Genomic DNA, 13,323 nt, shown 5'->3' with positions numbered 1-13,323 from the left:
CTCGCGAAGGCGTCAGCCCGGAAAACACAACTGTCAGATTTAGTCTTCCAGCAGCTCTTCAGCCTGACCGAGGATGTTTTCCAGGGTAAAACCGAACTCTTCGAACAATGCCGAAGCCGGCGCCGACTCACCGTAGGTGGTCATGCCGATCACGCGGCCTTCCAGACCCACGTACTTGAACCAGAAGTCGGCGTGGGCCGCTTCGATGGCAATACGCGCGCTGACCTGCAACGGCAGAACCGACTGCTTGTACTCCGCATCCTGAGCATCAAACGCGCTGGTGCAAGGCATCGAAACCACGCGAACCTTGCGGCCCTGCTCGGTCAGTTTGTCGAAGGCTTGAACCGCCAGACCGACTTCCGAACCGGTGGCGATCAGGATCAGCTCCGGCTCGCCTGCGCAGTCCTTGAGCACATAACCACCACGGCTGATGTTGGCAATCTGGCCAGCGTCGCGTTCCTGATGTTGCAGGTTCTGCCGCGAGAAGATCAGCGCCGAAGGGCCGTCCTTGCGCTCCAGCGCGTTTTTCCAGGCCACTGCCGATTCCACGGCGTCGGCTGGGCGCCAGGTGTCGAGGTTCGGCGTGCTGCGCAGGCTGGTCAATTGCTCGATCGGCTGGTGCGTCGGGCCGTCTTCGCCCAGACCGATGGAGTCGTGGGTGTAGACGTGGATCACGCGTTTCTTCATCAAAGCCGACATGCGTACGGCGTTGCGCGCGTATTCCATGAACATCAGGAAGGTCGCGCCGTAAGGCACCAGGCCGCCGTGCAGGGCGACGCCGTTCATGATCGCGGTCATGCCGAACTCGCGCACGCCGTAGTACATGTAGTTGCCGCTGGCGTCTTCAGCGCTGACGCCTTTGCAGCCTTTCCACAGGGTCAGGTTGGAGCCGGCGAGGTCAGCCGAACCGCCGAGCATTTCCGGCAGCAGCGGGCCGAAGGCGTTGAGGGTGTTCTGGCTGGCTTTGCGGCTGGCGATGGTTTCGCCCTTGGCCGCGACTTCGGCAATATAGGCCGAGGCTTTTTCCGAGAAGTCGGCCGGCAGTTCGCCGCTCAGACGACGGATCAGCTCGTTGGCTTCAGTCGGGAACGCAGCGGAGTAGGCGGCGAAACGCTGATCCCACTCTGCTTCGACCGCGCGGCCAGCTTCTTTGGCGTCCCACTCCGCATAGATCTCGGCCGGGACTTCGAACGGGCCGTGGTTCCAGTTCAGCGCCTGACGGGTCAGGGCGATTTCCGCGTCACCCAGTGGGGCGCCGTGGCAATCTTCCTTGCCCTGCTTGTTCGGCGAACCGAAACCGATGGTGGTCTTGCAGCAGATCAGCGTCGGTTGAGCGCTCTTGCGTGCGGTTTCGATGGCGGTCTTGATCTCTTCCGGATCGTGGCCGTCGACGTTGCGGATCACCTGCCAGTTGTAGGCTTCGAAACGCTTCGGCGTGTCATCGGTGAACCAGCCTTCGACTTCACCGTCAATGGAAATGCCGTTGTCATCGTAGAAGGCAATCAGCTTGCCCAAGCCCAGCGTGCCGGCCAGGGAAGCGACTTCGTGGGAAATGCCTTCCATCATGCAGCCATCACCGAGGAACACGTAGGTGTGGTGGTCAACGATGTTGTGGCCGGGACGGTTGAACTGCGCGCCCATGACTTTTTCCGCCAAGGCGAAACCGACGGCGTTGGCCAGACCCTGACCCAGCGGACCGGTGGTGGTTTCGACGCCCGGGGTGTAACCGAATTCGGGATGACCTGGAGTGCGGCTGTGCAGTTGACGGAACTGCTTGAGGTCGTCGATCGACAGGTCGTAGCCGGTCAGGTGCAGCAGCGAGTAGATCAACATCGAGCCGTGGCCGTTGGACAGCACGAAGCGGTCACGGTCGGCGAACGACGGGTTGCTCGGGTTGTGCTTGAGGTAGTCGCGCCACAGCACTTCGGCAATATCTGCCATACCCATAGGGGCACCGGGATGGCCGCTGTTGGCTTTTTGCACGGCATCCATGCTGAGGGCACGAATGGCGTTGGCACGCTCACGACGGCTAGGCATCGCTGATCTCCTGGGTGTGAATAGACTGAAACGGAAAAAGGAGGGCATTTTCCCTCACCCATGCGCCTCGGGGCAATGACAGATAGTCATCGGCAGGCGTTTTTCCAATCGATAGCACAGGTTTCGCTTGGTGAAACCTTTCCGCTATTCGTTTGTAGAGACTGCCGTCCGCCGAGAAGTGCCATTTATCGAGCAATATCAAAACTTTTTGATATTGGCCTTGCGGTGCCTTGCCCCCGTCTCTAGACTGCCAGCCCTATGAACTTACGCGTGCCTTCCATTCGCCATGACGATTGCGACGAGCTGGCGGCCTTGTGCAAGGCCGGCGGCGATCCGCTGCGGCTGAATGTCTTGCGCGCGCTGGCCAACGATTCGTTTGGCGTGCTGGAGCTGGCGCAGATTTTCGGCATCGGCCAGTCGGGCATGAGCCACCACCTCAAGGTGCTGGCGCAAGCCGACCTGGTGGCGACACGCCGTGAGGGCAACGCGATTTTTTATCGTCGCGCCCTGCCCCACAGTGGATTGCTCGGCGGCAAGCTGCACGCGGCGTTGTTGGAAGAAGTCGACGATCTGGATCTGCCTGATGAAGTGCAAGCACGCATCGAGCAGGTTCATGGTCAGCGTGCCGCCGCCAGCCGGGACTTTTTCGCTCGGGTCGCGGAAAAATTTCGTGCCCAGCAGGACTTGATCGCAGGCCTGCCGCAGTACCGTGACAGCGTGCTGGCCCTGCTCGACAAACTGAACTTCGATGGTGCAGCCACGGCCATTGAAGTCGGCCCCGGCGATGGTGCTTTTCTGCCGGAACTGGCCCGTCGCTTCGGCACCGTAACCGCGCTGGACAACAGCCCGGCGATGCTCGAACTGGCGCGCCAGGTGTGTGAACGTGAACAGCTGGCTAACGTCAGCCTGCAATTGGCCGATGCATTGAACGGCACAAGCCTTCAAGCCGATTGCGTGGTGTTGAACATGGTCCTGCACCATTTCGCCGCCCCGGCCGATGCGCTCAGGCACATGGCCGACTTGCTGCAACCGGGCGGTAGCCTGCTCGTGACAGAGTTATGTAGCCACAACCAGAGTTGGGCCAGGGAGGCCTGCGGTGATCTCTGGTTGGGGTTTGAACAGGACGATCTGGCCCGTTGGGCCACCGCTGCGGGACTCGTTCCCGGGGAAAGCCTCTATGTAGGCTTACGTAATGGTTTCCAGATCCAGGTTCGCCACTTTCAGCGACCGGCTGGCGACACTCACCATCGGTAAATTCAGGAAAACATCGAGATGAGCGAATACTCCCTCTTCACCTCCGAGTCCGTGTCTGAAGGACATCCGGACAAAATCGCCGACCAGATTTCCGATGCGGTGCTGGACGCCATTATTGCCCAGGACAAACACGCTCGCGTGGCCGTGGAAACCCTGGTCAAGACCGGCGTGGCCATCGTTGCCGGTGAAGTGACCACCAGCGCCTGGGTCGACCTGGAGCAGATCGTTCGTGACGTGATTTGCGACATCGGCTACACCAGCTCCGAAGTCGGCTTCGACGGCGCGACCTGCGGCGTGATGAACATCATCGGCAAGCAGTCCCCTGACATCAACCAGGGTGTCGACCGCGCCAAGCCTGAAGATCAGGGCGCCGGCGACCAGGGTCTGATGTTCGGCTACGCCAGCAACGAAACCGACGTGCTGATGCCCGCGCCGATCACCTTCTCGCACCAGCTGGTGCAGCGTCAGGCTGAAGCACGCAAGTCGGGCCTGCTGCCTTGGCTGCGTCCGGATGCCAAGTCGCAAGTGACCTGCCGTTACGAAGGCGGCAAGGTTGTCGGCATCGACGCTGTGGTGCTGTCGACCCAGCACAACCCGGAAGTTTCCTACAAAGACCTGCGCGAAGGCGTGATGGAGCTGATCGTCAAGCACGTACTGCCTGCCGAACTGCTGAGCAAGGACACCCAGTTCCACATCAACCCGACCGGCCAGTTCATCATTGGCGGCCCGGTAGGTGACTGCGGTCTGACCGGCCGCAAGATCATCGTCGACAGCTACGGCGGCATGGCCCGTCACGGCGGCGGCGCATTCTCCGGCAAGGATCCATCGAAGGTTGACCGTTCGGCTGCCTACGCAGGCCGTTACGTGGCCAAGAACATCGTTGCGGCCGGCCTTGCCGAGCGTTGCGAGATTCAGGTGTCCTACGCGATCGGTGTGGCCCAGCCTACGTCGATCTCGTTGAACACCTTCGGCACCGGCAAGATCAGCGATGACAAGATCATCAAACTGGTGCGTGAAGTGTTCGACCTGCGTCCATACGCGATCACCACCATGCTCGACCTGCTGCACCCGATGTACCAGGAAACCGCAGCCTACGGCCACTTCGGTCGTGCGCCGCAGACCAAGACCGTTGGCGAAGACAGCTTCACCACGTTCACCTGGGAAAAAACCGACCGCGCCGACGCACTGCGTTCTGCCGCTGGCCTGTAATACCCTGGCTGCATGAAAGCCCCGCACAGTTCGCGCCGTGCGGGGCTTTTTCATGCCTGACAGATTTTTGAGATCCGTGTGGGAGCGAGCCTGCTCGCGAAGGCGCCCGCCCCGGCAACACCAGTTCCCCTGCCCCGAAACAGTTCGCAAAAAAGCCGCGCAACGTTCTTCAGATCCTCACCTACCCTTCAAGCATCACCCCCCGAGCAAGGACGCTCACAATGCTCTTCACACTGCGCCTGTTGCTGGCCTTCCTGCTGGCACTCATCACCCTCGTCAGCCAAGCCAACTGCCCGAACTGGGATCTTTCCCAAGCCCAACGCGAAATCACCGCCCTGCAAAACCGGATCGACCAATGGGACGACGCCTATCACCGCGAAGGCCGTTCATTGATCAGCGACGAACTCTATGACCAGTCCCGGCTGCGGCTGAAAGAATGGCAAGCCTGTTTCAACCAACCCTCATCCCCGCAGCCGTTGCGCACAGCTTCCGGCACGGTCACCCACCCCATCGCCCATACCGGTCTGGACAAGCTGCACAAAGCCGAAGACGTCGCCCACTGGTTGCGCGATCGCCAGAACGTCTGGGTGCAGCCCAAGGTCGACGGCGTGGCTGTCACGCTGATCTACCGCCAGGGAATATTGCAGCAGGCGATCAGTCGCGGTGACGGGGTCAACGGCCAGGACTGGACCGCCTCCGCGCGCATGATCGCAGCCATTCCGCAACGGTTGAGGCAGCCACGGGATCTGCTGGTACAGGGCGAACTTTATTGGCGCCTCAACGCACATGTTCAATCACAGTCCGGCAGCGTCAATGCCCGCGCCACCATCGCCGGGCTGATGGGACGCAAAACACTCGATGTTGAACAGGCCGCCGGGATCGGCCTGTTTGTCTGGGACTGGCCGCAAGGTCCTGTGCGGCTGCCGGAGAGATTGTCCGAACTTCAGGCATTGGGGTTCGCTGCAACCGAGCCTTTTACACAGCCCGTCAACCGATTCGAAGATGCGCAAAAATGGCGCGAGCACTGGTATCGCTCGCCCCTGCCCTTTGCCAGCGACGGCGTGGTGCTGCGTCAGAGCCAACGGCCACCCGCCGAACGCTGGCAGGCTCGCGCGCCGTATTGGGCGATCGCCTGGAAATACCCTTTCGCCCAGGCATTGGCCGAAGTGCGCAAGGTCAATTTCAAGATCGGCCGCACCGGGCGGATCACGCCGGTGCTGGAACTGCTGCCGGTCAGACTCGATGACCGCGAAATCAAACGGGTCAGTGTCAGCTCGCTCAAGCGCTGGCAAACCCTCGACATCCGTCCAGGCGATCAGGTGGCAATCAGTCTGGCCGGGCTGACCATTCCGCGCCTGGACAGTGTCGTGCTGCGCACCAGCGAACGGGCAGACATCAGCATTCCCGATGCCGGCGATTACCACATACTGAGCTGTTGGCAACCGACGCCGGGGTGTGAAAGCCAGTTTCTCGCGCGTCTGACCTGGATCAGTGGCAAGCAGGGCCTGGCCATGCAGCATGTCGGGCGTGGCACCTGGGAGAAACTTTTGGAAACAGGCCGTCTGAAACACCTGCTGGATTGGCTGACCCTCGATGCGTCAGAGCTTGCTAACATTGCCGGCCTCGGCGAGCGCAGCAGCGCACGGCTGATCGACAGTTTTCAGGGCGCGCGGCAACAGCCGTTCGCTCGATGGTTGAAAGCGCTGGGCATGCCGCCGACCGGACAGGCACAACTGGACGATTCGTGGCAGGCCCTGGCACAACGCGACACTGAACAATGGCAGGCAGAAGCCGGCATCGGCCCGGGACGCGCGGCGCAACTGAGCGCATTCTTTCGCGACCCGCAGGTACTGGCTTTGAGTGAAACCCTGAAAGCCGCCGGAATCGACGGCTTCTGAACCTGCAATCCCCGCCCGGCGGGAACCCAACGGCCGGCCAGACGCTCCAACAGCGCAGTGCCCTCCCACCCCGATTGCCTTTGCACATGGAGCTTTTATGAAATTTCTCGCACCGCTCGCCCTGCTTACTCTTTGCGGCGTCATGGCCGCCCCGGTCATGGCCGAAGAAGACGGCCCGGGCCTGACCGGTTGCGCTGCCAAGAAGCAGGGCATCATCAATCAGATCGAACAGGCCAAGTCGCGCGGCAACATGGAGCAGCAGGCAGGCCTGGAAACCGCACTGCGTGAAGTGAACGAACATTGCACCGACGCCGGGCTGAAGAAAGAGCGTGAGAACAAGGTGCTTGAAGCCAAGCATGAGGTGAGCCAGCGTCAGGCGGACCTCGACAAGGCCATGAAGAAGGGCGATCCGGAGAAGATCAACAAGCGCAAGGAAAAGCTCGCCGAGTCGCGCAAGGAACTGCAGGAAGCGCTGGACGAGATCGACAAGTAACCAAAGCCCTGTGGCGAGGGGATTTATCCCCGTCCGGCGGCGAAGCCGTCGCACATTCGACTGGTCGGGTCCGACTGAAAAAACCCGGTTGTATGGTTTTGGGGCTGCTTCGCAGCCCACCGGGGATAAATTCCCTCGCCACAAGGTACTCACTCGCCACAACGTACTCAGCAGCTTCAGGAATCAATGATCGCGAAACTCTTTATGGCAAGCACTGCAGGCATCCTCGACTTTCTGCACTGCCGGCCCGAGATTGCTGGCCTTGTACGGCTGAACCTGACTGGCGACCACCAGTTCACCGGTAGCCGCTTCGAGGGCGCGGGCCAGCTCCTGAAAACGCGCCTGTTTCTGCCAGACATCGTCCTTGGCGCTGGTGTGATCTTCTTCGCGCACCTGCGGGAAATGCTTCCAAGGCTCATGGGCCAACGCATCAAGTCTGACCGCGCCCTCGGCAAATTTCGGTCCGTCGAAGGCAATGCGCCCGCGCAACATGCCGCCGAGGTCTTCGCTGGTCTTGAGCATCTGCTTGAAGATGGCCTTGCGCTGGCCCAGCGGCGAATTCGGGTCGACGCCGCCACAGGCGGACAAGGTCAGACAGGCCAGCAATACAACAGCAATGGGTTTCAGAGTCATGATGGCTTCAGGTCGCGGAAATCGGCGGCCAGTATCCTCGGCTCACCGCCAAACACCAATAGCCCTATTAAAAATACGGGTTGGTCGAGCGCATGGAGCACTCGACCAACCGGCACAGGAATCACTCCATGAACAGCCGCTTCACGGCCTGGCGTCACCCGCTTATCGTCACCCTTCCACTGCTCGCCATCCTCGCCGGTTGCACAGGCGGCGACAGCGCCAAACCAAAAACCCATGCGCTGGCCACCTATTCCAGCGCGACCTGGGAAGCCTTGCCTGCGGTCTCCGACAGCGATCTGGTCGCCGGTTTCGGTTCCTGGCGCAGCGCGTGCACACGACTCAAAGCCGACGCAGTCTGGGGGCCGACCTGCGCTGCGGCGGTGAATGTGCCGCAAAGCGCCGCCGAGATTCGTGCATTCCTCAAGCAGAATCTCGATGTCTACGGCCTGCGCGCCGAGAATGACAACCCCAATGGTCTGATCACTGGCTACTACGAACCGGTGTACCCCGGCAGCCTGACGCCAACCGCAACGGCGAACGTGCCGGTGTATGGCGTGCCGGATGACATGATCATCGTCTCGCTCGACAGCATCTACCCGGAATTGAAGGGCAAGCGCCTGCGCGGTCGCCTCGAAGGCCGCGTGCTCAAGCCTTACGACGACGCGGCGACCATCGAATCCAAAGGCGTGAACGCACCGGTTGTTGCCTATCTGACTGATCCGATGAATCTGCAATTTCTGCAGATCCAGGGCTCGGGCCGGATCCAGACCGAGGACGGCAAACAGTTGCGCATCGCCTACGCCGATCAGAACGGCCACCCGTACCGACCGATCGGTCGCTGGCTGGTCGAGCAAGGCGAGCTGAAGAAAGAAGACGTGACCATGAGCGCGATCAGCAACTGGGCCAAGGCCAACCCGACGCGCATTCCGGAACTGCTCGCCAGCAACCCGAGCTACGTGTTCTTCACCCGCAACCCGGACAGCAACGAAGGCCCGCGTGGCTCGCTGAACGTGCCGCTGACCGCCGGCTACAGCGCGGCGGTGGATCGCAAGGTGATTCCGTTGGGCAGTCTGTTATGGCTGTCGACCACCAAACCGGATGGCACCCCACTGGTGCGCCCGGTCGCGGCGCAGGATACCGGTGGCGCGATTGCCGGCGAGGTGCGCGCGGATCTGTTCTGGGGCACGGGTGATGCGGCCGGGCAACTGGCCGGGGACATGAAGCAGCAGGGGCAGATCTGGATGCTCTGGCCTAAAGGAAAAGAGTTGCCGCAAGTGCCGCAGGTGGCTGACAAACCCTAAAGGCAAAAGATCGCAGCCTTCGGCAGCTCCTACAGGAGTATGCATTTCTCTGTAGGAGCTGCCGCAGGCTGCGATCTTTTGACCTTGCTTTTAAATGGACACAAAGAAAAACGAAGCAATCAGCCCCATCCCGATAAACCACACCACCGAACGCAGTGCAGCCCAGTCAGCCAGGTAGCAAATGATGTACAGCAGGCGACTGGTGATAAACAGCACGGCCAGCACATTGACCGTCACCAGCTGCGCCGTGCCGACCAGATGCGCAACGATCACTGCGGCAGCAAACGCGGGCGTCACTTCAAAGCTGTTCAGTTGCGCGGCATGGGCGCGACGGGCGACGCCATCGACGCTGTCGAGAAAGTCCCGTGGATCGTAATTGTCCTTGAGGCGGAAACCGCCGGTGGCCTTCGCCACGATCGTGCACACGTACGGCAGGAAAATCGCGATCAACACACACCACAGAGCCACTGTCATAACGTCGTCCTTTTTTCGATTGGAGAAATTGGCGAGCGATCAGAAATTCATCACCAGCATGCCGATCAGCACCTGCCCACAGGCTAAGAGCCGCGCCCGGCCGAAAGGTTCTTTCAGCTGGATATAACACGGCACTTCCAGCGCGCCGTCGATTAGTCAGATTATTGATTCGCCATGTGTCAGCAGCTGTTTATACTGCAACCACCGCGCCGTACTCAGCTGCACACCAAAAAATTCCAATAAAAGCTGCCTGCTCCGCTTTCTTCGAAAACGGTCGCTGGCACGCGTATGCCTGATCAAAGCGTCAAGACTACCGACAGAGACCTTGCGCATGCCCCTCGCTTTGCTTGCACTCGCCGTTGCCGCGTTCGGCATCGGCACCACCGAATTCGTCATCATGGGCCTGCTGCCCGACGTCGCCCGCGATCTGGCGGTGAGCATTCCTCACGCCGGGCTGCTGATCACCGGTTACGCCCTGGGCGTGGTGTTCGGCGCACCGATCCTGGCGATCGGCACCGCCAATATGCCGCGCAAAGCGACATTGCTGGGCATGACGCTGATGTTCATCCTCGGCAACGTGCTCTGCGCGCTGGCACCCAACTACGCGACGCTGATGGCGGCGCGGGTGGTCACGGCGCTGTGTCATGGGGCGTTTTTCGGCATTGGCTCGGTGGTTGCCGCCGGCCTGGTGGCGCCGAACAAACGCGCGCAAGCCATTGCCATGATGTTCACCGGCCTGACCCTGGCCAACGTGCTCGGCGTGCCACTCGGCACAGCGCTTGGCCAATACGCTGGCTGGCGCTCGACCTTCTGGGCGGTGTCGGTGATCGGCATTGTTGCGGCGCTGGCGCAGTGGTTGTGGCTGCCAAAACACATCGCAATGGACAAAGCCAACCTCGCCAGCGAATTCAAAGTGCTGGGCAAGGCCAACGTGCTGCTGGCGCTGGGCATGAGCGTGCTGGCCTCGACCAGCCTGTTCAGCGTGTTCACGTATATCGCACCGATCCTGCAAGACATCACTGGCGTCAGCCCCCACGGCGTGACGGTGATGCTGCTGTTGTTCGGCGTCGGCCTGACAGCGGGCAGCATGCTCGGCGGGCGCCTGGCCGACAGCCGCTTGCTGCCGTCACTGGTCGGCGTGGCACTGGCGGTCGTGGTGATTCTCGCGGCGTTCAGCCAGACCAGCCGTTCGGTGATTCCGGCGGCGATCACTCTGGTGCTGTGGGGAATTTTCGCTTTTGCGCTGTGCCCGATTCTGCAGCTGTTGATCATCGATCAGGCGCACGAAGCGCCGAATCTGGGTTCGACGCTGAACCAGAGCGCGTTCAATCTGGGCAACGCAGCAGGTGCCTGGATTGGCGGGCTGGTGGTTGCCAGCGGCGCGGATCTGGCGGACCTGCCGTGGACCGGGGCGCTGGTCGGCGTGCTGACGGTGCTGACGGCGCTGTTGTTCATTTACCTGCAACGTCGGCGGGCGAGTGCGGTCAATGTGTCTGGCTGAGACCTCTGCGACTGACTACCTGTGGCGAGGGGATTTATCCCCGTTGGGCTGCGCAGCAGCCCCAAAAACCTTCAATCGGGTTTTGTCAGGAATAATCGATAAGCCCGATTGCGACGGCTTCGCCGCCGAGCGGGAATAAATCCCCTCGCCACAATGAACTGTGGTGTGTCCCATGTCGCTGTTTGCCCATCAAACCCCTGCGTCCAACCTCCGGTCGCGCTCCATTCACTCTCCATCCAAAGGACCCCGGATGCTTGAACTCGTCGCCGCTTTCATCTGCCTCACCACCCTCCTGACCTTCGTCAATTTCCGCTTTATCGGTCTGCCGCCGACCATCGGCGTGATGGTTACCGCCCTGCTGTTCTCACTGCTCCTGCAAGGCCTCAGCGTCCTCGGCTTTCCCGGCCTCGAAGACCGCGTGCAGCAACTGATCGGCCAGATCGATTTCGGCGATCTGCTGATGAACTGGATGCTCTCGTTCCTGCTGTTCGCCGGCGCCCTGCACGTCAACCTCAATGATTTGCGTAGCTACCGCTGGCCGATCGGCCTGCTGGCGACCTTCGGCGTGTTGATCGCCACCGTGGTGATCGGCAGCCTGGCCTTCTACATTTTTGCCCTGTTCGGCTGGCACGTGAGTTTCCTCTACTGCCTGTTGTTCGGCGCGCTGATCTCACCGACCGACCCGATTGCGGTACTCGGCGTGTTGCGTACCGCCAACGCTTCGAAGCCACTGAAAACCACCATCGTCGGCGAATCACTGTTCAACGACGGCACGGCGGTGGTGGTCTTCACCGTGCTGCTGGGCATCGCGCAACTGGGCGAAACCCCGACCGTCAGCGCCACGGCCATGCTCTTCGTCCATGAGGCGATTGGTGGTGTGTTGTTCGGCGGACTGATTGGTTATCTGGTCTATCGGATGATCAAAAGCGTCGAGCAGCACCAGATCACCGTGATGCTGACGCTGGCCCTGGTGATCGGCGGTTCGGCGATGTCCACCGAACTGCACGTCTCGGCGCCGATTGCGATGGTGGTGGCCGGTCTGATCATCGGCAACCTCGGGCGCAATCTGGCGATGAACGACATGACCCGGCGCTATCTGGACGGTTTCTGGGAGTTGCTCGATGACATGCTCAACGCGCTGCTGTTTGCGCTGATCGGCATGGAGCTGTTGCTGCTGCCGTTCAACTGGCTGCACATGGCCGCCGCAGGCCTGCTGGCGGTGGCGATTCTGCTGTCGCGCCTGCTTACCGTGGCGCCGGCGATCCTGCTGCTGCGGCGCTGGCGCTCAGTGCCGGCCGGCACCATCCGCATCCTCACTTGGGGCGGTTTGCGCGGCGGTGTTTCGGTGGCACTGGCCCTGGCCCTGCCGCTGGGCCCGGAACGCGACCTGCTGCTGAGCATCACCTACATCGTCGTGCTGTCGTCGATCCTGCTGCAGGGCCTGACCATCGGCAAACTGGTCAAGCACGCGACGCGCAACGAGCCGGCCAGCGTGGCTGAGCCAGCCCACCACTGATCATTTCTTGATCGACTGCGGATCGGGCTTAACAGCCTGATCCGCAGATTCCTTCGGCGCACCGCTTTCGCTGCGAATCTGCGCATGGCTGATCAGCGCGAAGATAAAGCTGCCGCCGATGATGTTTCCTGCCAGCGTCGGCGCGGCGAACACCGCCCAGAAATCACTCCACGGCAACTCGCCGGCAAACACCAGATACGACACTTCCGCCGATCCGACGACGATATGGGTGAAGTCGCCCAGCGCCATGAAGTAGGTGATGAGGATGATGATCCACATCTTCGCGCTCTCCATGGAGGGGATCATCCAGACCATGGTGGCGATCATCCAGCCGGAGACGATGCCCTTGGCGAACATCTGACTGGCGCTGTGCTCCATGACCTTGCGGCCGATTTCGAGGAAGGCGACGTCGGTCTTGCTGTCGAAAATCGGCAATTCCAGCATCACGTAGGCGACCAGAATCGTCCCGCAGAGGTTGCCGACCAATACCACTGTCCACAGACGGATCAGTCGCAGAAAATTCTTCAGCGTCGGCTTGGTCATCACCGGCAGCACGGCGGTCAGGGTGTTTTCGGTGAACAGTTGCTGGCGCGCGAGGATCACCGCGAGGAAACCGGCGCAGTACCCGAAGCTGGCGATCACCTTGAACTCATCGCCATCGGGCAGACGCGAATTGAGCAGGCCCATGCCCATCAGGGACAGGCCCATGGTCAACCCTGCCGCCAGCGCCGACCACCACAGCGCGGCAATGCTGCGCTCCAGTTCCTGGTCGCCCTGAGTGCGGATGATTTCATGCAGAACGGCCGCGCGCGGCGGCTGGCTCTTCTCGACTTCGTGCTGCTCCTTGGCCGAGAGGTCGGGGGTCTTTTCGCTGGTGGGGGTGGTCATGGCGTGGCAACCGGTGGGGGGGATGTAGCTACGACCGTTGCGCTTGGGAATACGTTCTGTAGGCGCGGCGCAAATCTCTGCATGCACACCAATCCAGGGTAGGAGCTGCCGAAGGCTGC

At 61.3% G+C, this 13,323-nt stretch carries 11 protein-coding genes; 7 read left to right on the top strand and 4 right to left on the bottom strand.

Annotated elements, in window-relative coordinates:
- Positions 1-39: 39 nt before the first annotated feature.
- On the bottom strand, positions 40-2,037 hold the full coding sequence (gene tkt, locus F8N49_RS18525) for a transketolase (RefSeq protein WP_071173876.1): 1,998 nt from the start codon (positions 2,035-2,037) through the stop codon (positions 40-42).
- A gap of 258 nt (positions 2,038-2,295) precedes the next feature.
- Between tkt and F8N49_RS18520 the strand changes: the two genes are divergently transcribed.
- The 4 genes from F8N49_RS18520 to F8N49_RS18505 all read left to right on the top strand — a co-directional run bounded on the left by F8N49_RS18520 (position 2,296) and on the right by F8N49_RS18505 (position 6,891).
- The gene (locus F8N49_RS18520) at positions 2,296-3,291 is read left to right on the top strand and encodes a metalloregulator ArsR/SmtB family transcription factor (RefSeq protein WP_016772782.1); all 996 of its coding nucleotides are present in this window, start codon (positions 2,296-2,298) and stop codon (positions 3,289-3,291) included.
- A gap of 18 nt (positions 3,292-3,309) precedes the next feature.
- The gene (gene metK / locus F8N49_RS18515) at positions 3,310-4,500 is read left to right on the top strand and encodes a methionine adenosyltransferase (protein WP_024014624.1); all 1,191 of its coding nucleotides are present in this window, start codon (positions 3,310-3,312) and stop codon (positions 4,498-4,500) included.
- 221 nt (positions 4,501-4,721) lie between these two features.
- Positions 4,722-6,398, top strand: coding sequence for an NAD-dependent DNA ligase LigB (gene ligB / locus F8N49_RS18510; protein WP_151552052.1), 1,677 nt, complete (start codon positions 4,722-4,724; stop codon positions 6,396-6,398).
- Between the two features lie 97 nt (positions 6,399-6,495).
- Entirely contained in the window at positions 6,496-6,891 is a 396-nt protein-coding gene (locus F8N49_RS18505; protein WP_016772779.1) for a DUF1090 domain-containing protein, read from the top strand.
- A 183-nt stretch (positions 6,892-7,074) separates the two neighbouring features.
- Here the strand turns inward: F8N49_RS18505 and F8N49_RS18500 are convergent, their stop codons facing one another.
- On the bottom strand, positions 7,075-7,524 hold the full coding sequence (locus F8N49_RS18500) for a cytochrome c (RefSeq protein WP_056786463.1): 450 nt from the start codon (positions 7,522-7,524) through the stop codon (positions 7,075-7,077).
- 128 nt (positions 7,525-7,652) lie between these two features.
- On the opposite strand from F8N49_RS18500, the gene F8N49_RS18495 reads away from it, so the two are divergent.
- Complete coding sequence (locus tag F8N49_RS18495) at positions 7,653-8,825, top strand: murein transglycosylase A (RefSeq protein ID WP_151552051.1); 1,173 nt, start codon at positions 7,653-7,655, stop codon at positions 8,823-8,825.
- 90 nt (positions 8,826-8,915) lie between these two features.
- On the opposite strand, the gene F8N49_RS18490 is transcribed toward F8N49_RS18495, so the two are convergent.
- The gene (locus tag F8N49_RS18490) at positions 8,916-9,299 is read right to left on the bottom strand and encodes an MAPEG family protein (protein ID WP_039757593.1); all 384 of its coding nucleotides are present in this window, start codon (positions 9,297-9,299) and stop codon (positions 8,916-8,918) included.
- Positions 9,300-9,630: 331 nt separating this feature from the next.
- Between F8N49_RS18490 and F8N49_RS18485 the strand changes: the two genes are divergently transcribed.
- Entirely contained in the window at positions 9,631-10,800 is a 1,170-nt protein-coding gene (locus F8N49_RS18485; RefSeq protein ID WP_042606597.1) for an MFS transporter, read from the top strand.
- A 250-nt stretch (positions 10,801-11,050) separates the two neighbouring features.
- A complete protein-coding gene (locus F8N49_RS18480) occupies positions 11,051-12,316 on the top strand; it encodes a sodium:proton antiporter (RefSeq protein ID WP_024014630.1) in 1,266 nt (421 codons plus the stop codon).
- On the opposite strand, the gene F8N49_RS18475 is transcribed toward F8N49_RS18480, so the two are convergent.
- Positions 12,317-13,204 (bottom strand): formate/nitrite transporter family protein, encoded by an 888-nt coding sequence (locus F8N49_RS18475; RefSeq protein ID WP_122747564.1) that lies wholly within the window; start codon positions 13,202-13,204, stop codon positions 12,317-12,319.
- Between the last annotated feature and the right edge of the window lie 119 nt (positions 13,205-13,323).

Source organism: Pseudomonas sp. GXM4 (genome assembly GCF_008923895.1).
GTDB lineage: Bacteria > Pseudomonadota > Gammaproteobacteria > Pseudomonadales > Pseudomonadaceae > Aquipseudomonas > Aquipseudomonas atacamensis.
Note: the sequence above shows the minus strand (reverse complement) of the source record. Positions and strands in the feature narration are given on the sequence as shown.